The following is a 23663-nucleotide window of genomic DNA, read 5'->3' as shown; positions in this document are numbered from 1 at the left end:
CATTGTGGTCCCATTATAACATAATGTGACGTTTTTATTATTCAAAATTTGTGAACATATGCTAACATAAGAGACAATCAAAAACGATTAGTTTTTTTATACCCTATTTCCTATAGGTTATTCTTATTTATAAATATTATCAAATAAAAATGATTTTCGCAATAGAATTGAACTGGAAAGCGGGGCAAGACAATATGAATGGACAACGTATTTTTCCGGGCGTCCTGTTAATCGGGTTCGGCCTGTATTTTTTTCTTCAGCAATCCGCGTTTACGTGGGTAAAGCCATACCTTGGCTGGCCGGCTCTTTTGCTGATTACCGGTGTTGCTTTTCTTGTACAAGGTTTTAAAAGTGACGGCAGCGGTATTTTGCCCGGCGTTGTCCTTTCAGGTTTCGGCCTCCATTTTTATGTTGTCGATTATCTTGGCTGGTGGGCAAATGATACAGGTGTTTTTATTTTAATCATTGCTGTCGGTTTTTTATTGCAGCACCAAAAATCGGGCAGCGGTCTTTTAAATGGCATTTTATTTTTAGTGCTGGCTGCGGTCACGCTTTTCTATGGAACGGTAAAGCAATGGCTTGGCCCGGTTGGTTCCGTTTGGCAGTTTTGGCCGCTCATCCTTGTCGCCACGGGTGGATACTGGCTGTTTGTGCAAAAAAATGGCAGTTATACTCGTAAAAAATCATAAAAAAAGCTGTCTCTGAAATGCCGGAGACAGCTTTTTTCTCATTTATTCTTCTTCATGACGTTCTTTTTTACGTAATTCTGCTTCATATTCTTTGTGTTCATACATTCTCTTTTTAACGGCTTTCCATACTTCGTCCTTGCCGAGACCCGTTTCAGATGAAAAAACAATAATGTCATCGAGTGGATCAAAGTCTAATGTTTCTTTAACGATTTTTAAATGCTTCTGCCATTTGCCTTTTGGGATTTTATCCGCTTTTGTCGCAATAACAATGGCCGGAATGTTATGATGCTTTAAAAATTCATACATCGCTACATCATCGACGGACGGCGCGTGCCGCAAATCGACGATATGAATACAGGCCAAAAGAGGTTTCCGGTCTGTCATGTACATTTCGATCATGCGGCCCCAGACTTCACGTTCTGTTTTGGCCACTTTTGCATAGCCGTAGCCTGGCACGTCAACGAAAAACAGCGTGTCTTCAATTTTATAAAAATTCAATGTTTGGGTTTTGCCGGGCTTTGACGAAATGCGGGCCATGCTTTTACGGCCGATCATCCGATTAATGAGTGATGACTTTCCGACGTTCGAACGGCCGGCGAGTGCGAATTCCGGCAGCCCGTCTGCTGGGTACTGATGCGGCTTTGCGGCACTGATGACCAGCTCCACGTTGTTTACTTTCATGACTTGCTTCCTCCGATCGCGATATCCAGCACTTCATCCATTGTCGAAACTGGTAAAAACGTCAGTCCTTCACGGATGCTTGCTGGTACATCATCGATATCTTTTTCGTTATCTTTTGGCAAAATAATCGTTTTTAATCCGGCACGATGCGCACCAAGTGACTTTTCTTTTACACCGCCGATTGGCAGCACCCGGCCGCGCAATGTAATTTCCCCAGTCATGCCGACGTCACGACGCACCGGACGTCCAGTCAGTGCGGAAATAAGGGCAACCGCCATAGTAATACCGGCAGATGGCCCGTCTTTCGGAACAGCGCCTTCCGGAACGTGGATATGAATATCATGATGTTCATGAAATTCAGCTTCAATACCCAGTTCATCCGTTTTTGAACGGACGTAGCTGAATGCAGCTTGAGCGGATTCTTTCATCACATCTCCCAATTTTCCGGTTAAGATCAATTTTCCTTTTCCTGGCGAAAGGGATACTTCGATTTGCAGTGTATCGCCACCGACTGTTGTATACGCAAGACCGTTCGCAACGCCGATCTGATCTTCCGTTTCTGCCTGTCCATAGCGGAAAATGTGCTTGCCAAGGTATTCCTGCAAGTTTTTATCTGTTACTGTTACACGCTTTTTCTCGCTTGACACGATTTTCTTCGCGGCTTTACGGCAGATAGCGGCCAATTGACGTTCTAAGCTCCGCACACCTGCTTCACGTGTATAATAACGAACAATATCGCGAATGGCTTCTTCCTTCAAACGAATTTGATTGCTCGAAAGACCATTTTCTTTGACTTGTTTTGGAAATAGATGATCTTTTGCGATATGAATTTTTTCTATTTCTGTGTAGCCGGCAATCGAAATAATTTCCATCCGATCGCGCAATGGTCCGGGAATGGCACTTAAATCGTTTGCTGTTGCGATAAACATGACATTTGATAAATCGTATGTTTCTTCAATGTAATGGTCGCTGAAGGTATGATTTTGTTCTGGATCAAGTACTTCAAGCAGCGCAGATGATGGATCACCGCGGAAATCACTGGACATTTTATCGATTTCATCGAGTAAAAAGACAGGGTTGACTGTTCCTGCTTTTTTCATCCCCTGAATAATCCGCCCCGGCATCGCACCGACGTACGTGCGGCGATGGCCGCGTATTTCAGATTCATCCCGGACGCCGCCGAGTGAAATTCGGACAAAGTTCCGGCCGAGCGATTCCGCAATCGAGCGGACAAGGCTTGTTTTCCCCACTCCCGGAGGACCCCCCAGGCATAGAATCGGACCACGCAGCGATTGGGTCAGCTGACGGACAGCCAAAAATTCAAGTACACGTTCCTTTACTTTTTCCAATCCATAATGGTCACGGTTTAAGACGTCTTCGGCCTTCATTACATCGAGGTCGTCTTCTGTTGCATCGGACCAAGGAAGTGTCACAAGCCATTCAAGATAGTTGCGAATAACGGCACTTTCAGCGGCGCTTTGTGGAATTTTCTCGTAACGGTCCAGTTCTTTCATCGCTGTTTTTTCTACATGTTCCGGCATATTCGCTGCCATGATTCGCGTCGTCAGCTCTTCCACTTCACCCGTTTTTCCTTCTTTATCACCGAGTTCCTGCTGAATGGCTTTCATCTGCTCGCGCAAATAATATTCTTTTTGCGTTTTTTCCATTGACGTTTTCACACGCTGGCCAATTTTTTTCTCCAAATTAAGTACTTCACGTTCATTATGAAGAAGTGAAATAAGCTGTTCAAGTCGTTTTTTAACGGAAAATGTTGCTAAAATGTCTTGCTTTTCTTTTACTTTAAGCGACATGTGTGATGTGACGATATCCGCAAGCCGCCCTGGTTCCTCAATATCTGCAACAGAACTGAGCGTATCAGACGAACCTTTTTTCGACAGCTTCACATATTGTTCGAATTGTTTTAACAGCATGCGCATAAGCGCTTCTGTTTCCGAATCTTTTGATGAGTCTTCTTTATGAACTTCGACGACGGCTTCGTAAAATGCTTCTTGATCCACAATGGAAATCAGTTTTGCCCGCTCTAACCCTTCCACAAGTACGCGAATTGTTCCGTTCGGAAGCTTGAGCATTTGTTTGACTTTTGTTAATGTACCGACTTCATATACGTCATCGCCAGCCGGATCATCCAAATCCGGGTCTTTTTGAGCGGATAAAAACACGAGCTGATCGTTCATCATTGATTTTTCAAGTGCTTCAATCGACCGATCGCGGCCCACATCCAAATGCAGCACCATCGTCGGGTACACGTGCATCCCCCGCAACGGCAAAAGTGGCACCGTATAAATTGTATCTGCCTTCATGACAAATCTCCCTTCCCAATAAGAAAAGTGCAAGGTGGCCGTACAGGTCCGACAGACGTAAGACGAACCGGCAGAGTGGCGTTCTTTGCCACACAGCCGTGACGGCTTACGACCTAGGGACTGGCCGCCTGAAGCTGGACATCGTCCAAAACACATCTTTTCTTCTCTTTCTTTTTTCCTATCTTAACGCAAACGCACAGACGCTGTCGATTGAAAAGAAGGGACAGCACCTGTTGAGGCACTGTCCCTTCCTAAAATCAACTGGCACTTATGCAGATGTTTTATCAGCAGAACCAACGTCATTTCCATTTTCGTCAAGAAGACGAGGTGGTGCAAAATCGGTCACTGTTTCTTTTGTGATGACACATGTTTTAATATCTTCACGCGTTGGCAGTTCATACATCACATCCAGCATGATGCTTTCAATGATGGAACGAAGGCCCCGCGCACCTGTTTTGCGTTCAATCGCTTTTTTCGAAATTTCGCTTAATGCCGCTTCTTCAAATTCAAGTTCCACATCGTCAAGCTCAAGCATTTTTTTGAACTGCTTGACGAGTGCATTTTTCGGTTTTGTTAAAATTTCAATCAACGCTTCTTCATCAAGCTGTTCAAGGCTCGCAATAACCGGAAGACGCCCGATAAACTCTGGAATCAAACCGAAACGCAGCAAATCTTCGGGAAGAAGCTTAGAAAGAAGGGCCTTGTCATTCACTTCTTCTTTTTTCTGATCAGAGCCGAATCCGATCACTTTTTGACCGAGACGACGTTTAATAATTTGTTCAACACCATCAAACGCTCCGCCGCAAATAAAGAGAATGTTCGTTGTGTCGATTTGGATGAACTCCTGATGCGGATGTTTTCGGCCGCCTTGTGGCGGAACACTCGCAACTGTTCCTTCTAAAATTTTCAACAATGCCTGCTGAACACCTTCACCGGATACGTCACGTGTAATAGACGGGTTTTCCGATTTACGTGCGACTTTATCAATTTCGTCGATGTAAATGATGCCTTTTTCCGCTTTTTCCACGTCGTAATCTGCTGCCTGGATTAATTTCAGCAAGATGTTTTCAACATCTTCCCCAACATATCCTGCTTCTGTTAATGACGTTGCATCGGCAATCGCAAATGGCACGTTTAGAATACGCGCAAGTGTTTGCGCCAGGAGTGTTTTTCCACTTCCCGTCGGACCGATCAAGCAAATATTTGATTTCGCGAGTTCCACATCGTCAATTTTGCTGTTTGAATTGATGCGTTTATAGTGATTGTAAACAGCAACAGCAAGCGATTTTTTCGCACGCTCCTGGCCGATGACATATTCACCTAAAATTTCACGGATTTCTGTCGGCTTCGGTACATCTTTAAATTCTACTTCTTCTTCTGTACCAAGCTCTTCTTCCACGATTTCTGTGCACAGTTCAATACATTCGTCGCAAATATAAACGCCTGGGCCCGCAACGAGTTTCCTCACTTGGTCCTGCGATTTTCCGCAAAACGAACATTTCAACTGTCCTTTTTCTTCATTGAATTTAAACATCTGGTTCACCCCTTATGCTATGTTGGTGCAGCCGGAGCCATTCAGCAGTCCGCCTTTTAACTGCGCCGTAACTAAGTTATGTATCGCATTGTAGCACACTTGCCACAAAACAAAAACGAAAAAGCGTTTTTCGCCTGTTTATAGGTAGAAAACAAGGCACGATCACGTCGCGCCCTGTCAGTGTGTTCTTTTATTTATTATGCACCAGTCTTGCTGTTTTCCACAAGAAATTCGACTGCTTTACGGATTTTCAAGTCTGCTTTCATGCCTTCAAGGCTGCCAAGCGCTTTTTCAACGTCTTCTTTTGAAAGGCCGAATTGCTCAGACATTTTGCTTACTTCAGCATCGACATCTTCATCCGTCGGTTCAAGATTTTCTGCTTCCGCAATTGCTTCAAGCGTTAAGCTTGTGCGCACGCGTGTTTCTGCATTTTCCTTCATTTGGGCGCGAAGATCTGCTTCTGACTGACCTGAGAATTGGTAGTACAAGTCAAGATTCATTCCTTGCATAGAAAGATTTTGCGTGAACTCTTGAAGCATACGATCGATTTCAGAATCGATCATCGCATCCGGTACGTCTGTTTCAGCATTTGCTACCGCTTTTTCAACGAGGTCGTCACGAAGCTTTTGCTCAGAAGCGCTTTTCTTTTGCTCTACAAGACGCTCCTGCAATTTTGCTTTCAACGCATCAAGTGTTTCCACTTCTTCGTCTGTTTCTTGCGCGAACTCATCATTCAATTCAGGAAGCTCCTGTGCTTTTACTTCGTGAAGTTTCACTTTGAACGTTGCCGGCTTACCTGCAAGTTCTTCTGCATGATATTCTTCAGGGAATGTTACTTCAACGTCTTTTTCTTCGCCTGTTTTCATCCCAATTAGCTGCTCTTCAAAGCCAGGAATGAATGTGCCTGAACCGATCACAATTGAATAGTTTTCGGCTTGCCCGCCTTCGAATACTTCGCCATCAACGAATCCTTCAAAGTCAATTACAACTGAATCTTCATTTTCAACCGCGCCGTCTTCTTTCACAACAAGCTCCGCATGGCGTTTTTGAAGATCTTTTAATTCATTTTCAACGTCTTCATCTGTTACATCTGTATTATCTTGTTCCACTTCAAGGCCTTTGTAGTCACCAAGTGTAACTTCAGGCTTCACTGTAACTTTCGCTGTAAAAATGAATGGCTTGCCTTTTTCAAATTGCTCAACATCAATTTCAGGACGGTCAACCGGATCGATGCCTGTTTCGTCAATAGCATTTTCGTATGCTTCCGGAAGGATCGCATCGATCGCATCCTGGTAAAGCGCTTCTACGCCAAAACGTTGTTCGAACAATGGACGAGGCATTTTCCCTTTACGGAATCCTGGTACGTTAATTGTTTTAACGACTTTTTGGAATGCTGTGTTAAGACCTTGGTTAACCGTTTCAGCATCAACTTCAACTGTTAATACGCCTTGGTTACCTTCTAATTTTTCCCACTTTGCTGACATAAAAAATTCCCTCCAACAATCTATTAATAAATATGAACGTTCGTCCTATGTATATTCTTATTGGATATAAAAAGGACACAATACGACTTTTACATTATACCATACAGACACTTTCTTTCAACTAAAAGGCTGAAATTTCATCGAGTTCCTGCATGAACGCCAATGCTTGATCTATATCGGGATCAATTTTGTTCATTTCAACAGGCTCATACAGCTGGTTGATTTTTAATACGATCGCTTCTGCCCACTTTTCCGACGAAATGTCCGGATCAAACGGATGAAGCAGAAATTGATACTGCTTGGTCAATTCAACTGCCTGCGCGAATAAAGCGGGGTTATTTTGCCCGGCAGTTTTCTCTAAGCACTGCATTACTTCAAGGAAAAATGGCCCATTGAATGCTTCATCAGTAATAGCCGGGATCACCTTTTTTTCAAAATGAAATTTCCGGACCGTCACGTTTTTGGCTGTTCCCATTTCCCTCAGCAGCCCGAGCGCCACCGTTTGAATAAATGGATGCTCTGTTTGGTCTCCCGCTATGTGAATCAGCTCTTCTTCAAATGGAGCAGCGTCAAATTTAGCCAGTTCAGACAGCTTCATCATCTTATCCTGGATAGAATCTCCTACTTTAAACAGGGAATCCTTCTGCTTTGCACTCATTCGGTCGGCCAATGCCTTTAAATGAGCAAAATGCTCGTACCGGTCCGGCGGCAGCCCTTCTTCGAGCAGGACAGATAATGTGTCCGCAACTTCCTTGTAACGTCGCTTTTGAATGAGCATGAGGACATGTAAATCAAGCACATCAAAATAATGGCCTTCCCCGGCACGAAGCATCTCGCGTGACAAATCAATTCCCGCGTCGTGGCTGCCGCTTTCATGATAAGCGATCAAAAGCGCCATTTTAATCTCTTCCTGACGCCCTTCTTCAAAACGGAGCGCTTCCGTATAGAAGCGAATCGCTTCATCAAACCGCTTTTCTTCCAGTGCCTGCTGTCCTTGCTGTTCAAGCCGGGCTGATGTTCCAGGAAATTGAACAACATTGCCGGATTTCGCCCGCTTTTTTTTCTTCATTATTCTCACCCGCCCGTAGTTCTTTAGTTGAAGTGTAGCATGGCGTTATTCGATTGAACAGAGAAAACAGTTGCTCTTCGCCCGTCCGCCTGTCATGCTTAAGAAATGAATATGAAAAAGAAAAGGAGATCGAGTCATGATCGAAGTAAAAACATCTACATTAAGCGACGGCGAATTCAACCGGGGTGTCTTTGCCACGCGTGACATAAAAAAAGGCGAAATGCTTCACGAAGCGCCGGTTATTCCATATCCAAACGACCAGCACGTCCATATTGAAAAAACGCTTTTAGCCGATTATGCATTTGAATATGGGGCAAACCACACGGCAATGTTATTAGGGTATGGGATGCTGTTTAATCATTCTTATGAACCAAATGCAACGTACGATATTCATTTTGAAAGCCATTCGTTTAAATTTTACGCCTACCGTGACATAAAGGCAGGCGAAGAAATTTTAATTAATTATAACGGTGACGTGGATGACGATGCTCCGCTTTGGTTTAACGACGACAGCCTTGAGCAATAAAGGAACTGACCGCTTGCAGCTGGACAATACCACCTTCTCATTTGAAGGTGGTTTTTTGCACAGAAAAAAGACAATCCGCACCATAACGTGACAGATTGCCTTTTTGATTTCTTATGTATGATGTCCCAGGAGGGATTCGAACCCCCGACCGACGTTGAACACGTCATGTCTGCTCATACTAAGGCATCTATTTATAACACTGTTCATCTTCCAAAGGAGTGAAACGGTCACTTTACGAACTTAGACCGTTAATTGACTTACTTCTATTATAATGACGAAATGTTTAATAAACAACATATGATTTTAATACTCACTTTTTTCAACTTTCCACAAAAAGAACGGTCTTCTAGATGATTCTAAAACGGGTTTACCTTAGAACCAGCGACCTCTACTCTGTCAAAGCGAAACAAGCTGTTTTCTTAATTTCAGATATAATAGGTACCAACTAACCATCTGATAAACGTTGATTTATAGACTTTTTCAAAATATCAAATAGTATAGGTACTACCTGATGTTTTTAATGGTACCATTTAGGCACCAAAAATAGTGCAATAACAATTCCCTCTAAACGTTGATATGACAGGCTTCTTTTCACGCTATCTGTCTGCTCCTTAAAGGTCAAATATTGAAGAAAATAATGATCTTCCCCATTTGCGTACTTTTAATTTGCAAATTCATAACCTAATATAGATTACTATAATAACAAACGTATAAAGCAAAAATTGGCGGGAATGAGTCCGGTTCAATACCGCCTTCACACCAGCCAATTAACTGCCTAGTATAAACTCTAACTTTTTGGGGCACACCAGTTTAACGTCCTACTTCGCTTTTACCTTGAATTGGGACACTTCTACTGTTCCCCCATTCCATCAAGATTCTTTGACCCAAAGTTATCGAGCAATGCACCGCATACCCGCCGCCTCTTCTTTTTCATGAGTGAATATAAAAAAAGAAAGGCTGTTATAGCTTGATTCTTTCTAAAAAAAGAGGATAATCGCTGCGCCAATAAAAAGCGAAACTCTCCAGCTTGAATACTCGCTGCTCTTCAAAGCCAGTTGGTGAAATCCGGCAGGCTTCACCAACTGGCTCCCTTTCAAAACAACAGACATTCTCTACAAGACCGACCCATGCCTGTAAAAATAAGATGTTGGTTGGAAGAGTGGATCCTAGAACAAATTGGTGATCATCCTTGCATCTATACGAAACACGCACCAGCCTAAACAGGCACGGTTTTCTAAAGGAAGCATCTTTATTCAACTTATATAGAATCAGTGTTTTTAAAATTCTAAGTATTAATGTGACCTAAACCTCGTTCAATAAAAGTATATAATAGGACCACAATTCCCACTCAATTTCTATCATTGAGCATATTACGTGAGAAATGTAATAGTCTGCATTAATATATTCAATACACAGAAGAACATGTTATAAAAATACATATTCGTACTTCTGTCTTATCATTTTAAGGAGGTTATTCAGCATGAGCAAAAAAATCGCTACACTGATCACAAACTTATTTGAAGACGTTGAATACACTGAACCGGCACAAGCCTTTAAGGAAGCTGGTCATGAAGTGATCACGATTGACACACACTCAGGTAACGAAGTGACTGGTAAAAAAGGCACGACCGTAAAGATTGATAAAGCCATTGATGAAGTCAATCCTGCAGACTTTGATGCTTTGCTTATCCCTGGCGGATTTTCTCCTGATTTATTACGTGAAGACGATCGTTTTGGTGAATTTGCAAAAGTATTCATCCAAGAAGAAAAACCTGTTTTTGCCATTTGTCACGGTCCACAAGTGTTAATCGATACAGATCTTTTAAAAGGTATCGACATCACTGGCTTTAAATCCATTCGCAACGATTTGAAAAATGCTGGTGCAAACTATAAAGACGAAGAAGTTGTCATCAGCCAAAACATTGTAACAAGTCGGGAACCAAAAGATATTCCAGCATTTAATCGTGAATCATTAAAACTTTTAGCTAAATAATAATGCTGATGTAAAAACTTAAATATTTCCAACTTGTGAATTCTTTAAACAGAATCCGCAAGCTGGTTAAAATTAATATTTGAATAAAGGAGAGCATGAATTTGTCACTAAAAGGAAAAAGAGTGGTTGTTTTAGGAGGTACATCCGGCATTGGGTTAGCCACTGCTAAGGCGTTTCTCGATGGATCCGCCCAAGTCATTATAGCCAGCCGTTCTGCTTCAAAATTATCTGACGCAAAAGCAAAGCTTGGTGGTAACGCAGAAGGTTATGAAATCGACTTTCGCAGTGAGGAAAAGGTTGCTGACTTTTTCAAGAAGGTTGGAAAATTTGATCACTTAGTGGTTACTGCAGGTCAAGGAGCAATGGGTCACTTTAGCGAACTACCTGTCGCAGCCGTAAGAGAGGCTTTTGACAGCAAGTTCTGGGGTCAATATATTTCGGTTCATGCAGCTCTTCCATACTTGAATGATGAAAGCTCCATTACATTAACTTCTGGCGTATATGGTGTACGTCCTCCTCAAGGTGCAACCACGCTGGCTTCGATCAATTCAGCAATCGATGGATTAGTAAGAGGACTTTCAGTAGACCTGGCACCTATCAGAGTAAACGTGGTATCACCTGGTATTGTTGACACTCCTCTTTACGGCGGAATGCCAGAAGATCAACGGCAGGATATGTACAATGAGATTGCTCAGCAATTACCGGTTGGACGTGTTGCTCAACCGAAAGATATAGCTGAAACCTATGTTTACCTAGCGAAAAACGGGTTTACAACTGGTACATCAGTACTTATCGATGGCGGAGCTCATTTAATCTAATTCAGTGATATCAAAGTTGATTAATAAATTGATTTAAAATAAAATTGGTGAGAATGAATAAAAGTGTCAGACACTTTTAGATCATCCTCACCTTTTTTGTTATTTGTCACAAATAGAAGCAGAAATGGCCATATCATATCATACAATAAAGAATATTTTTGTTGGTTGTGGAAATCCTAACATATGCGTAATTCTACGAAGTGCTGTAAAAATTCTACTTCGATGATGCTCAAATACATAAAAGAAAGGGTTGGGCCTGATGGATGAAAAGAAAATAGCGGAAATTAAACATGTATTAGCCAAACGCGTGGCAACCCTGCCTGACGGCACTTCTTTACCTAGTTTAGGACAAGGAACATGGTACATGGGGGAAAATCCTCAAGTGAGGGATAAGGAAATTAAAGCCTTGCAACTCGGCTTAGAATTGGGCATGACACTTATTGACACTGCTGAAATGTACGGAAATGGTGATTCTGAACGTTTAGTAGGCGAAGCCATTAAAGGACGCAGAGATGAAGTCTTTTTAGTCTCAAAAGTGTATCCCCATCATGCAGGTTTAGACATGATTTCAAAAGCATGTGAAAACAGCTTAAAACGACTCGGAACAGACCACTTGGACTTATATCTTCTTCACTGGAGAGGACGTGTTCCTTTAGCAGAAACAATTGAAGGAATGGAAAAGCTACGCGAAGAAGGGAAAATTTTAAGATGGGGCGTCTCCAATTTTGACACCGCTGATATGAAAGCGCTATGGAACACTGCGAATGGAAAAAATAGTGTGACGAACCAAGTACTATACCATTTAGGTTCAAGAGGAATCGACTACGATCTCTTACCATGGCAGCGTGAACATAACATGCCAATCATGGCCTACAGTCCCCTTGCTCAAGGAGGCTCTTTAAGAAGACAACTCTTAAGCGATCCAACTATTCTTGATATTGCTGACAAATACAATGCCCAACCATTACAAATCGCTCTTGCTTGGACGATCCGTTCGAATAACGTCATCGCCATTCCAAAAGCAGTTCAAGAAGAACATGTTTTATCAAATGCTGAAGCAGCAACAATTGAGTTGACTGAAGAAGACCTCAATAGACTTGATCAAGTATTTCCTAAACCCACTAGAAAAATGCCATTGGATATTATTTGAAAATTTATTTTCACAAAGACTCCTGATGGGGGAGTCGACAATTTAATAGGAATTTCAAAACCTGTGTAGAATTTATTCTACACAGGTTTTCACAGTGTTGAAAAATGAATGTGTCAATGAAAATGAGGCTGGGACAAAACTCTAATGCGCTAAAACGGCGATGCGTTACATCGTCATTATGCAACGAAAAGTTTCAGAGGGCCACGCGCCAGACGCAATCAGCCGGTAAAATGTGAACTATTGTGCAACGGTGATTTCTCGTTTCTTCTATAAGATAAACGGAATTTCAGCCGTTGCAGTCGTTTCACATTCCGAAGTGTTTCGGGCAGGCATCCGTCTGGACCCGCGTGCCCGCAAAAACTAAAGCAGAGTCTAATCGCAAAATCGCGTTTCTTCTTATAAGGTACATCGGAAAACGGACGTTTTAGTCTAACAGAGTCCAACGAAATCACAACTTTTCATAACCCGCCTGGGCGAGTTTCTTCCATATATTGAACGAAAAATAACGCAGTTGTGATCGCAATTAGACTTTTAACAGCCGGACTAAAGCGCCTTGGCCACACATATACTGTAAAAACAGACAGGCCTCCATTCGCGCTATTCGTTGAAAAAACATCCACATCGGGTAGTCTGCCCGCGACGTTTCTCCATACAAGGCACGCAGCACTAGCGATTGTCTATGCCGGCCTCAGGACCGCTTTTTTACGTTTACGCTTTGGCCGCAACTGGTAACGATTAACATACGACAGTGTAGCCACTTTACCACGCGTTACATACTCTTAACTCACCTCTTCCTGTGGCCTTTTTTGCGTCCGGAATCCAAGGAATATATCGGCCAAGCCGTACATATATTGATTTAACTTCTCCTGACAACTATCAACTTTCAAGCGTCGCTATCACATAGCTGCGCTCTTTTACATTTTTAATACGGACATCAAATTCAAGTGGCTACTGGCAGGCTGCTTTTTTTAATATGGTTTAAATTTCTTCGTAACGGGCGATAATCTAGGTTAGGGTCTCTGCATTGACCCAGCACCATCATAAGTAGTTTGTCGTTTGTACCGCGGAGATTCCCCCCGCGGCCTTTTTACGTATTCGGCCAGTACGCTTAAAAGGAACCTGCCTGTAAAACTAAATATGTATGCAGGTTTATCGTAAATATTGGCGAATAAATTCTGTTTATTCTCCATTCCACTTTAAATCAGGATAATTTTGCTTTAATTTATATAATTCCTTAAGCCTTGACGTTAAAAATTCTTGAATAGCATCTATATGATCTTTTTCTTTTAGAAAGTGAACAAGTGATTTATCCGAAGAAAGAGTAAACCAGCTGTTTTGATCGTCAGGACCATCCAATAACCACTCTTCATTTTCTAAGACAAATTTTTCAAAAACCAGCTGTAATACTGCTCTGTTTTGACTGTTTGGACTAACTGAAAAATTTTGGGGGAGATATTGAACTCCCATGAAAATTCAATTCTCTACCTTCATGAAATGGCCATACTAAAGTGGTCGTTGGAGTCAGACTAACGGATGGGCTCTACGGCACCATAGTTGATCGACCTTCCTCTCCCAGCCGTAGTATTCTATACCCATTCTGCATTCCATTTCCATTATCTGTGGTGTAGCGCTGATTTTGTGCTACATGGATGGCTAACGGGTCAAGTATTGAGCAATGGGCTTGCGACGGTGACCTCTTTTTTATTGCACTAAAGAGGCAGTTTACTTTTAGAAGGATTTCAAAGTATTGGGGAAGAAAATATCTATTAGGATTAGAAAAGAGCAGGTGAGTTATATAATGATTATCAATATTGATTTAGTATTAAGACTAATAAATGAACAATATCCAAAATGGTCTGATTTATATATCAGACCTGTAAAAAATGGTGGAAATGATAATAGAACATTTCATCTAGGCGATCATATGAGTGTAAGGTTACCTAGTGCAGCAGGCTATGCTCCACAAGTAGAAAAAGAACAAAAGTGGCTTCCAATTTTAGCTAGAAAACTTTCATTACCAATTCCTGTTCCAATAGCAAAAGGAAATCCGAATGAAGAATATCCCTGGTCCTGGTCTATCTATAGGTGGCTTGATGGAGAACCCCTATCTCATAACAATATTGAAAACCTTAATCAGATAGCAAAAGACTTGGGGTTATTTTTAAAAGAATTACAAGCCATCGATGCCAGCAAAGGACCCTTAGCTGGTAAACATAATTTTTATAGAGGTGGGTCTTTATCTATTTACAATGATGAGACCCGAAATGCTATTGAGAAAAACAAAGAGTATTTTGATGAAGGTTTGTTGAGTGAAATATGGTGGTTGGCTTTAGATTCTGAATGGAAATCAAAGCCTGTATGGGTACACGGTGATATAGCACCTGGGAATTTGTTGGTTAAAGATGGAAAGCTCTGTGCGGTTATTGATTTTGGTATTTTGGGAGTAGGTGATCCTTCTTGTGATGCAGCAATTGCCTGGACTTTCTTTGATGATGCCAGTAGACAAGTGTTCAAGAATGAAATAAATCTGGACCAGGCAACTTGGAATAGAGCACGAGGATGGGCTCTATGGAAGGCATTGATAACATATGACGGTCAAAAGGATTCTGATAAAGTGAAAGCAAAAGAAGCATTTAATACGATTGGGACAATAGTAGAAGATTACAAAAAAATAATGGAAAAAGATTAATTCTAAAAAAGAATGTAAAACATTGCAATTACACTCCCATGAAAATTCAATTCTCTACCTTCATGAAATGGCCATACTAAAGTGGTCGTTGGAGTCAGACTAACGGATGGGCTCTAGGGCACCATAGTCCATCGACCTTCCTCACCCAGCCTTAGTATTCTATACCCGTTCTCGTTCTGTACCCATTTTCATTCCGCTACGCTACAGGAGAAAGTCCGTCCCACATCAACACACTCGCTACGCTCGGTGTGTCGATGTAAACCAATCACACTTTGTCATTCATTATATATCTGGTGTGACTAAGCAGATGTGAGTGACGAAAGCAAATCGGAGCGTAGCGGAGTTTGCTGGAGTAAAATGGAGTTTGCAGCGAAGCGTAGCGTAGTGAAAACTACATTTGTGCTCTTGATCTTAAACTTCTCTATTGTAAAATCGTTGTAAGGCTAGTGAGAGCAAATGCAAAAAGGAAGGTGATGAAATGACTAAGAGTGAGTTTATGGAACTCCAAGAACGTGTAGGTTGGGGAGAAGAATTTAGTTTTGATTACAAAAACGAGGAATATTGGATAAGCCAAAATGTAGATGGATACTACCTTACTCGTAGTAGAGACTCCTTTATCCAAGATTTTGACACAGCAGAGTCCCTTTTCGAAAAGGGGACAATTGAGGGACAGCTTCTTTCGGAAATTTACAAGGATATAAAAAGGCTCTGTTAAAGCCTAAGGTTGGTAAAAGCACTGTTTGTTCTGTGATACGCTGTATGAGCGTACTGCTGATTAAATATGTGTTATCTTTCCTTTTAGATAGAGATAAGCTTATATAAGTACTTGTATAAGGAGACTCCAAATGGATGTTTATAAATATAAAAAATTGATAGAAGACTTTTTAAATAAAATCATTTCTGTAGAAGACTTTGAAGTCACTTATCTTGAAACCTTCAAAAAAGAAACAGAACCGATGGGCGAGGAAATATTTCGTATCTTAAATAATGTGTTCGAATCAGTTGATTGTTATTGGCACGAGTGTCTTCCAGGTCAAGAAACTGCCTTTGAAATTTCCGAACAGAAATTAAGAGAAGAAGTATATCAGGCATTAACGAAACTAACCAATGCACTCAACTTTTAAGAATGTTATTAATCAGATTCGGTCAACTGCCGCTTAATCTAGAATTATTCCTGCTTGTCTGTGTTGACGTACTGTTGATTAAATAGGTGCTGCTGTTCAACTATAAATCAATGATATGAAAATAAACGAAACCTGCCGTAACCATAGGAGGCTACATATATGAAGGAGCATTATAACGGCAAAAACTTTTGGGATAAAGAAAAAAGTTGGCGTATTGAATATCCACTCACTGATGACATCATTCAAAAAGCAGAAGCCATGTTAGATATTACATTTCCAGAAACGTTTAAGCGTTTAATGAAAGAACAAAATGGCGGAGAACTCACCTATCCGTATTTTATGTTTCCTGACAGACCAGAAAAGTACCATCTAGATATTGATCCTATTCATTTTGAGGAAGATGATGTGAGCATTATATCATCTGAAGATTTGTTGGAAGAAGCTAACCTGCCGAAGGATTTAATTATATTGTGGTGGGATTTTCATCACTGGCTTGTTATGGATTACCGATTTACAAAAGAAAATCCTCCTATCCAATATATTCAGGAAGATTACTCAACAGAGAAAATGTCTTGGAAATATATCAAAATGGCAGATACATTTGATGATTTCTTAAAACAACTTTTTCGTATAGTTGACTAAGTTAGTTCGTTTTTTTAGTCAACAGTTTCGGTCTACTGCTTCATTTCATTCGAAGAAAAAGAGATAGTTCAAAGCATGAAATCTTGTATATAGCGTGATAAAAACAGAATTTTATCATACGTAGAGCATACGTAAAAATCATGTCTATTGAGATGATTTTAAACATGCTGCTAACGTCTTCATACGTATGAGAAATAAAGATGAGTGCAGGAATAAGAGTGCATAAGCTGGTTTCAAGGAAGCTTTACGGTTATTTGGTGATTAACCCCCCCCCACTTACGTATACACTCCCCCTTTATCTACAAAAAGCATGTCCCTAGTTGACGTTTTTAAAAACAGGAGCTGCTTAGGCAAACTCTTCTTCTAGGCTTGTTATTTTTAGCTAATCACCTTCTCCAGAACTTTCTTGCGTTCGCATAGCTTCTTGCTGACGTAGAAGGGGAAAATTTTATTTTGTGCTTTCCTTCTAATTCCTTCTTTGCTTTTTCAGTTAGTTCCATTCCCTGTCTATTATGCTCTACTTCAAGTTCGATTCCGTTAGGCAGCAGCTTGTCCTTATCCCAATCAATCCATTCTCCATATCTTGTCATCCAATCCCAAAGTTCTTCTTTTAATCCCTCCGAAATTGAAACTTCATCTATATCAAGGTTGCGGCCACAATGACTACACCATATAGGATCGCCACCCATATCTCCTTCAATTATCAATTTATAAGGTGTTTTTTGTTCACAAGAGCATTCCATTCTCTTCAAGCTCCTTCACATTCGAATTTCACTGAACGACTTGTCATAATTTAAACGTGTCAAAGTCCTTCTCAATTTCTTCTGCTGTAATTCCAATATAATCTAGTGTGATGGCTGGATGGGAATGATTTAGTATCTTTTGCAACTTTGCTACGTCATGGAATTGTTTGTAATGCCAGTATCCGAACGTTTTACGCATCGTGTGTGTTCCAATTCCTGTACTTATATCAGCCATATCTGCTGCTTTATTCAATTGTCTGTACGCTTGTATGCGTGTTATTGGTCTATCGCCTTTACGTGATGGAAAAAGCCATTCTGTATCACCTAATGTACGAATATATTCTTCAAGTTCCTCCTTAATCTGTTTCAAGTGAATCTTTCTCACTTTCTTCGTCTTTCCCTCTTTTACCGTGATTTCATTCTTCCCTCTTATTTGCTTCACTTTTAATTCAAGCAAGTCACCCACTCGTAAACCGCTGTTGATGCCAAGCAAAAATAATATGTAGTCCCGCTCACTACAATGTCTTTTAAGTGACCATTTCATGTTGTCTAAGTCTTCCTTGCTTCGAATCGGTTGAACGTCCTTGATCGTAGCCATCATTCATAACTCCTTTAATATCAATATTTTGAATGTAACGTATCTAACCTATAAACTGATTTTATGTATAAAACCAGTAAAAGTCAACAAAATAAGCATTTTGAATGTAACATTTTATTTACTAAGTTACATTGATTTTAAGTAGTCATTTATCCAATAAAAAAGGCTCGCGATTGATCATCGCAAGCTTTACTTTTTTATATTAATTATCGATCAATAGTAGACTAAAACTATTGAGTAAAAGGTTCTTACGGTAATTGACTTTAAAGAAGGGCTTGTTAAAGGATGTTGTTAATTTTTCCACTATTAACAGTTTCAACAATTCAAGTAATATAGTAATGACATAAATACTTTAATGAAAGGAAATATACTTTAATTGAAAAATTTTACAATATCAAAAAGAACTATAAAAATAAAACAGTTTTTGTCTTTTTGCTTGCTGTTATTGCTTTATACAGTGGTGAATGAAATTTGGTTAGCAGCATTGTATACAAACAACACTTGGAATATAAGTGGAATTGTTATAGTTGCTATCCTTCTAGTTCCACTCTACACGTTCATAAACACAAGATTATCGCTTGGTGTAGGGAAATATATATTTTATATTCCGATTTTACCTGCCGTGATTGGAATGATGTTGTTTCAGCCGATTGTATTTAGTATTTTCCCAAATCCTTATCCAAAAGATGACTTAGGAATAGGAATTCTTATGATGATGATTACTTTTCCCCATTGGATTGCTATGATGCTTTCTTTTTTGTTGGCTCATAAAATAAAAATGAGAAGAAAAGACTATTGAAATTCCTTCTTGTATCAACTGGTGCATTGGCTAAAGAAAGATAAACAAAGGACTAGAAATGGTCATTTTTCTTTTGGTGAAATATCAAGACCAATATTTAATACAGCCTTAAAAAAACAAGATGGTTATTACTCAACAGTTCGTCCATACTGCCCAAAAACATCTTCAGTTAAAAAGTAAGAGCATCATTTCTTTAATAATAAATAGGTGTTAATATGTTATTTTGAATCAATTATTAAAATAAATTGGAGAGACAAAATGACTAAAGTGCTGCAATTGTTTTTAGATCAATATTATAATGGTTTAGTTTTAGCACCTAGTTTGTTTTATTCATGGGAGAATAGCATTCGTTTTGAAATTTCACCGCCTTCCCCAGATAATGAAGAACAAAGAATCAAACAAACTTTCCAACGAGCTATTACTTTATTCAATAAGGCTTTTGAGGAAAACGACCATATATTGCTTGTTACAGATGTGCATTCCACAAGCGGGGACAATTTTCTTCAAAGAAAACCTTTAAATGTTTATCTAAAATACGCGAAACACAAACAAACATTATACAAGCTGCAATATCAACTGTTACCTAGTGTTTTTGATGACCAAGATGAAGAAGACGATGAGGACGAATCGATCACTCATCGTTTTGTTCTTCCTTGTCTGAAAAATGAAATTAAGTATTCCCAGCTTTTAAAAGCTATTAGCTATGAAGACTTTGCTCACCCATCTACAATATTGAAAAATAATTATCAAAACGGGTATGATATCTACTTTATTAATCTCTCTAAGAAGATAATTTATCATTTGTATGATGACTGTGGGTGCGATATTCTGGCGGCTGATAAAGAGGATATAAGATTTTTTTACGAAGAATATAATGATTGGATTTTAGATTATGACCGTGCAGAAATTGACCTGTTGTTTAGAGAGAGAGCATAAGTCTTATTTCACTAACAGCGATTGCTTAATAAAGCCAAATAACAACCTTCATGCTGCCTTTTACAGAAGGTAACATGAGGGCTTTTTGTTCTTGGTGTTAATTAAATATTTAGAGAGTTAAGTGGATTATACTTATCATTTTGCTCTCTTAGTTCATTCCCCCACATTGCAACATAACGCATTGTCACATTAATTTTTTTGTGTCTCATTAACGTTTAGATAGCAAAAGCACTCATGACGGACATTGCCAGCCTACAACAGAATGTATAATGAAAGGGTGAGAAATTTATTCACAAACATACTTGTTAATAAAAAAGACATCTCCAAATAGAGATGTCTCTTTATACGTATAATGCGTGGTCACATCACCTTATTTTGTACTTCTGTTGGTCACATTTTTAGTCACATTTTTCGAAAAAAAGTTGTTTTCGTGGTCACATTTCAGCCAATTTCGTGTGACCACACTCTTTTCCCTGCTCCCTGCCCCTTACCGATTATCCACCGTCTCCGGATACAGATCATGATTCATCACTTAGCACCGCCATTTCCCCATACATCTTCCTCGGCTTGCTAAGCGAGAGTGCCTACTTACTATTTTTCACAAATATCTCCGCAAATTATCTGCTACCTCGTCCATATCCAGATATAAATATTTCGTTGTCACTGCAATATCAGAATGACCGAGTGCTTTGGAAATCACGGCTACACTCGCTCCTTTATCTAATAAATTCTTCGCAAACCCTCTACGCAAAGCATGAGGATTGATATTCTCCAGTCCATACATTTTACTGTACTTATTTAACCTTTTTTGAATATTGTTATGAGTCGGCGAATTAGAAATCACATCTCCGTATTTCGTGATAAACAGCAATTGATTTTTTTACGGTATTCTTTGCGAATTATTGCATTTTGTTTAACTAAAACGGCTAAAAGATTTCCCAGCAATTCATTAAACGGCAGCTTTAGGCTTTGGTGATTTTTCATTATACTGCCATCAAGCATCAATACATTTTCGTTTAAATTAATATGCTGCTCTTCTAGCTGGGATAGGGTATTAATCCTAATACCTGTTTTATACATCAGAAGTACCGCTACAGCGTCTCTCAGCTCAATAAAGCTGTTCAGGTCTAACACAGATAATAAAACGTTTATTTCGGCGTCTGTAGCCCCTTGTTTAACTTTTTGGTCTACTTTTATGTTTACGGTTTTCCAGAACTTTGTTTCAAGCCATCCATTGTCCAAACATCTTGAAAGAAAAGCTTTAAAGCATTTTAATCTGGTTAGTTTTGTTTGATTGCTGACGTTCATGCTATCCAACCACTGATAAATGCTTTCAACTGTAATATCTGATACATGTACCACGTTTGTAACAGTTCGAAAATGCTCTACATGAAGAACATAATCGTTTATTGTTCTACTTCTGTTCCCGCTTATTTTCATTTGACGTGAAATCACTGTTAGAGCGTCTTTAATTGTCTTAGAGTGGTTTGGTATTACTGATTGCTCAGAATCGATTTTAGGAGCATTTTGAGGCTTTTCACCAAGCAATTCCCGTACATCTACTTTCACATCAAATATCCCTTTCTTTTTCGTCATAAAAAAACACCTCCATTGTAAGTGAAGCCAATAACGGGCAAATTTCTTAGGTGACCGTATCACTGACCGTTTCACTTGAACAATGAAAGTGTATAGATAAAAAAAGACAATCCGCACCATAACGTGACAGATTGCCTTTTTGATTTCTTATGTATGATGTCCCAGGAGGGATTCGAACCCCCGACCGACGCCTTAGAAGGGCGTTGCTCTATCCAGCTGAGCTACTGAGACTTGCTTTAAAGACAATATTTATAATAGCAATCGTTGGATACGATGTCAACATGAATTTTAAATTATGGCTGGAATTATTTTTATGTCTGAGTAAATCCTTCTATGTCTGAGTAAAAAAACGCCCTGCACACCGGCAGGACGTTCCAGCCGCCTGACCAATCAGCGGTTGAATGTACAGCTTAACGCTTCTACTTCATGATGCCTCTCATCAAAAAAGCGGACAGCAATTTTAGATTTTTTCACATCCACAATAGCGTACGTTTTTTCGCGGCGTCCGCGCGGCAAAGAGATGCTGCCCGGATTTAAATACAAAACGCCATCGGCCATTTCGGCACCGGCCGTGTGCGAGTGACCGAAGAAAACAAAGTCAGCACCTGTTTCTTTCGCTTTCATCGCTAAATTGGTTAACGTCATTTTAATGTTGTATCGGTGACCGTGTGTAACGAATACACGGCAGTCCTCCACACTTTCTAACACGTCATTGGGGAACTGGTCTTCTGAATCACAGTTGCCGCGGACAACGGTATAGCCATCAACTGCTGGGTCCTCAGCCGTCATTTCAGAATCCCCGCAATGAATCATTGCATCCACTTTGTCTTTGTAGCGGCGCTTCAAGTCAGTTAAAATACTGTCCCATCCGTGGTTGTCGCTTACGATTAACATTTTCACCTTTATTCACCTGCCAGTTCGGGCAGTACTGCCCGTAATGTGTTTAATGCATGCGCGCGGTGGCTGATTATGTTTTTTTCTTCCGGATCGATTTGGGCCAGCGTAACCTCATATCCGTCCGGAATAAATAAAGGGTCATAGCCAAAGCCATTTTTGCCTTGTTCTTCAAAAGCGATCGACCCTTCACAAAATCCTTCCGCGAATATAGGCTTTCGTCCGTCTGGAAACGCCACAGCCAGCACACACGCAAACCGGGCACTGCGGCTGCCACTGGGTACATTTTTCATTTCATCCAACACTTTTTCCTTGTTAGCCCGGTCATTTTTCTCTATTCCCGCATAACGCGCGGAATACACTCCTGGGCGGCCATTAAGCGCATCAATGACGATTCCGGAATCGTCAGCAATCGCCGGCCGGCCTGTTAACCGGGCAGCGGATTCTGCTTTTAAGAGTGCGTTTTCTGCGAACGTTTCACCTGTCTCCTCCACGTCCGGCAGCTCTGGATAATCGAGCAGTGTTTTCACTGTAATGCCAAGAGGTTCAAACATGCGAACGAACTCTTTCGCTTTTCCCACATTTTGAGTGGCAACAATAAGTTCATTCATTCGCTGATTTCCTTTCATGAATCAAATCCGCCGCAACACCGAGTACATCCGCCTGAATATCAAACAGCATTTTCATGCCGCCCTGTGCTGCTTCAAGCAGCTGTTGAAGCTCATTCATGGAAAACGTTGCTTCTTCCCCGGTTCCCTGCACTTCAACAAATTGACCATCGCCGGTCATGACAACATTCATATCCACTTCCGCACTGCTGTCTTCTTCATAGTTTAAGTCTACCACGACGCCGTGCTCTTTGACGATTCCGACACTGGTCGCCGCAAGAAAATCGGTAACCGGGTACAGCGGAAAATCTTTTTCAATCGCCAAATCATGCAAGGCGAGCGTCATCGCCACAAATGCGCCGGTAATCGCCGCTGTGCGCGTTCCGCCATCCGCTTGAATAACATCGCAGTCAATCCAGATCGTCCGTTCTCCGATCACATCCAGATCCACAACTGCACGCAGCGCCCGGCCAATAAGCCGCTGGATTTCCATCGTCCGTCCCGTTACTTTCCCTTTTGTTGATTCCCGCATGTTACGCTGGCCAGTCGCACGCGGGATCATCGCGTACTCTGCTGTCACCCAGCCTTTTCCGCTTCCCCTCATAAACGGCGGAACACGATCTTCAATGCTCGCCGTGCAAATCACTTTTGTGTTTCCAATCGAAATGAGTACAGATCCTTCCGGGTGTGTTAAAAAGCTTGTTTCAATTCCAACTGGGCGAAGTTCTTTTTCTGTCCGTCCGTCTATGCGCATATTGATTCCCTCCGT

23 protein-coding genes, 1 tRNA gene and 1 pseudogene are annotated in these 23663 nt (G+C 40.6%); 12 read left to right on the top strand and 13 right to left on the bottom strand.

Annotated elements, in window-relative coordinates:
• Positions 1–194: 194 nt before the first annotated feature.
• Positions 195–689 carry a hypothetical protein gene (locus NLX67_RS09180; RefSeq protein WP_046178645.1) on the top strand — a complete coding sequence of 165 codons (495 nt, stop codon included), beginning with the start codon at positions 195–197 and terminating at the stop codon, positions 687–689.
• A gap of 42 nt (positions 690–731) precedes the next feature.
• Here the strand turns inward: NLX67_RS09180 and yihA are convergent, their stop codons facing one another.
• From yihA to NLX67_RS09155, 5 genes are all read right to left on the bottom strand, one after another.
• Positions 732–1370, bottom strand: coding sequence for a ribosome biogenesis GTP-binding protein YihA/YsxC (yihA, locus tag NLX67_RS09175; protein ID WP_046178644.1), 639 nt, complete (start codon positions 1368–1370; stop codon positions 732–734).
• Positions 1367–3691, bottom strand: coding sequence for an endopeptidase La (gene lon, locus NLX67_RS09170; protein ID WP_046178643.1), 2325 nt, complete (start codon positions 3689–3691; stop codon positions 1367–1369). The genes yihA and lon overlap by 4 nt, the downstream gene beginning before the upstream one ends.
• 268 nt (positions 3692–3959) lie before the next feature.
• Complete coding sequence (gene clpX, locus NLX67_RS09165) at positions 3960–5225, bottom strand: ATP-dependent protease ATP-binding subunit ClpX (RefSeq protein ID WP_046178642.1); 1266 nt, start codon at positions 5223–5225, stop codon at positions 3960–3962.
• A 197-nt stretch (positions 5226–5422) separates the two neighbouring features.
• Positions 5423–6709, bottom strand: coding sequence for a trigger factor (tig, locus tag NLX67_RS09160; RefSeq protein WP_046178641.1), 1287 nt, complete (start codon positions 6707–6709; stop codon positions 5423–5425).
• A 121-nt stretch (positions 6710–6830) separates the two neighbouring features.
• The gene (locus NLX67_RS09155; protein WP_254311491.1) at positions 6831–7778 is read right to left on the bottom strand and encodes a hypothetical protein; all 948 of its coding nucleotides are present in this window, start codon (positions 7776–7778) and stop codon (positions 6831–6833) included.
• 136 nt (positions 7779–7914) lie between these two features.
• On the opposite strand from NLX67_RS09155, the gene NLX67_RS09150 reads away from it, so the two are divergent.
• The 5 genes from NLX67_RS09150 (at position 7915) to NLX67_RS09130 (ending at position 12265) form a co-directional block, all read left to right on the top strand.
• A complete protein-coding gene (locus NLX67_RS09150; RefSeq protein WP_046178639.1) occupies positions 7915–8304 on the top strand; it encodes an SET domain-containing protein in 390 nt (129 codons plus the stop codon).
• Between the two features lie 686 nt (positions 8305–8990).
• On the top strand, positions 8991–9083 hold the full coding sequence (locus NLX67_RS09145) for an IS3 family transposase (protein WP_082193962.1): 93 nt from the start codon (positions 8991–8993) through the stop codon (positions 9081–9083).
• A 701-nt stretch (positions 9084–9784) separates the two neighbouring features.
• Positions 9785–10297, top strand: coding sequence for a type 1 glutamine amidotransferase domain-containing protein (locus tag NLX67_RS09140; protein ID WP_254311489.1), 513 nt, complete (start codon positions 9785–9787; stop codon positions 10295–10297).
• Positions 10298–10398: 101 nt separating this feature from the next.
• Positions 10399–11115, top strand: coding sequence for an SDR family oxidoreductase (locus tag NLX67_RS09135; protein ID WP_254311487.1), 717 nt, complete (start codon positions 10399–10401; stop codon positions 11113–11115).
• A 259-nt stretch (positions 11116–11374) separates the two neighbouring features.
• A complete protein-coding gene (locus NLX67_RS09130) occupies positions 11375–12265 on the top strand; it encodes an aldo/keto reductase (protein ID WP_375143363.1) in 891 nt (296 codons plus the stop codon).
• A 1179-nt stretch (positions 12266–13444) separates the two neighbouring features.
• Here NLX67_RS09130 and NLX67_RS09125 read toward each other — a convergent pair.
• A complete protein-coding gene (locus tag NLX67_RS09125) occupies positions 13445–13732 on the bottom strand; it encodes a hypothetical protein (protein WP_254311483.1) in 288 nt (95 codons plus the stop codon).
• A gap of 331 nt (positions 13733–14063) precedes the next feature.
• Here NLX67_RS09125 and NLX67_RS09120 point away from each other — a divergent pair, with 331 nt between their 5' ends.
• The 4 genes from NLX67_RS09120 (at position 14064) to NLX67_RS09105 (ending at position 16720) form a co-directional block, all read left to right on the top strand.
• Entirely contained in the window at positions 14064–14954 is an 891-nt protein-coding gene (locus NLX67_RS09120) for an aminoglycoside phosphotransferase family protein (protein ID WP_256519734.1), read from the top strand.
• Positions 14955–15432: 478 nt separating this feature from the next.
• Positions 15433–15669, top strand: a complete 237-nt coding sequence (locus NLX67_RS09115) for a hypothetical protein (protein ID WP_254311481.1) — start codon at positions 15433–15435, stop codon at positions 15667–15669.
• Between the two features lie 130 nt (positions 15670–15799).
• Positions 15800–16078 carry a colicin immunity domain-containing protein gene (locus NLX67_RS09110; protein WP_254311480.1) on the top strand — a complete coding sequence of 93 codons (279 nt, stop codon included), beginning with the start codon at positions 15800–15802 and terminating at the stop codon, positions 16076–16078.
• Between the two features lie 159 nt (positions 16079–16237).
• Positions 16238–16720, top strand: coding sequence for an SMI1/KNR4 family protein (locus tag NLX67_RS09105; RefSeq protein WP_254311472.1), 483 nt, complete (start codon positions 16238–16240; stop codon positions 16718–16720).
• A gap of 386 nt (positions 16721–17106) precedes the next feature.
• Here the strand turns inward: NLX67_RS09105 and NLX67_RS09100 are convergent, their stop codons facing one another.
• Both NLX67_RS09100 and NLX67_RS09095 read right to left on the bottom strand, forming a co-directional pair.
• On the bottom strand, positions 17107–17463 hold the full coding sequence (locus NLX67_RS09100) for a hypothetical protein (RefSeq protein ID WP_254311471.1): 357 nt from the start codon (positions 17461–17463) through the stop codon (positions 17107–17109).
• A 43-nt stretch (positions 17464–17506) separates the two neighbouring features.
• Positions 17507–18061, bottom strand: coding sequence for a site-specific integrase (locus NLX67_RS09095; protein ID WP_254311578.1), 555 nt, complete (start codon positions 18059–18061; stop codon positions 17507–17509).
• Between the two features lie 376 nt (positions 18062–18437).
• Between NLX67_RS09095 and NLX67_RS09090 the strand changes: the two genes are divergently transcribed.
• Positions 18438–18860 carry a hypothetical protein gene (locus tag NLX67_RS09090; protein WP_254311470.1) on the top strand — a complete coding sequence of 141 codons (423 nt, stop codon included), beginning with the start codon at positions 18438–18440 and terminating at the stop codon, positions 18858–18860.
• 258 nt (positions 18861–19118) lie between these two features.
• On the top strand, positions 19119–19796 hold the full coding sequence (locus NLX67_RS09085; RefSeq protein ID WP_254311468.1) for a DUF3885 domain-containing protein: 678 nt from the start codon (positions 19119–19121) through the stop codon (positions 19794–19796).
• Positions 19797–20394: 598 nt separating this feature from the next.
• Here the strand turns inward: NLX67_RS09085 and NLX67_RS09080 are convergent.
• The 5 genes and pseudogenes from NLX67_RS09080 to rph form a co-directional block, all read right to left on the bottom strand.
• Positions 20395–21392 (bottom strand): annotated as a pseudogene (locus NLX67_RS09080) (tyrosine-type recombinase/integrase).
• Between the two features lie 157 nt (positions 21393–21549).
• Positions 21550–21623: transfer RNA gene (locus tag NLX67_RS09075), tRNA-Arg, on the bottom strand.
• A 159-nt stretch (positions 21624–21782) separates the two neighbouring features.
• Positions 21783–22292, bottom strand: a complete 510-nt coding sequence (locus tag NLX67_RS09070) for a metallophosphoesterase (protein WP_046178623.1) — start codon at positions 22290–22292, stop codon at positions 21783–21785.
• A gap of 2 nt (positions 22293–22294) precedes the next feature.
• Positions 22295–22897 (bottom strand): XTP/dITP diphosphatase, encoded by a 603-nt coding sequence (locus tag NLX67_RS09065; protein WP_254311466.1) that lies wholly within the window; start codon positions 22895–22897, stop codon positions 22295–22297.
• Positions 22890–23648, bottom strand: coding sequence for a ribonuclease PH (rph, locus tag NLX67_RS09060; RefSeq protein ID WP_046178622.1), 759 nt, complete (start codon positions 23646–23648; stop codon positions 22890–22892). Before rph ends, NLX67_RS09065 begins: the two co-directional genes overlap by 8 nt.
• Between the last annotated feature and the right edge of the window lie 15 nt (positions 23649–23663).

The sequence above is a fragment of the Domibacillus sp. A3M-37 genome (genome assembly GCF_024213455.1).
In the GTDB taxonomy this organism is placed as follows: domain Bacteria; phylum Bacillota; class Bacilli; order Bacillales; family Domibacillaceae; genus Domibacillus; species Domibacillus tundrae.
This window is presented reverse-complemented; position numbering and strand designations above follow the sequence as displayed.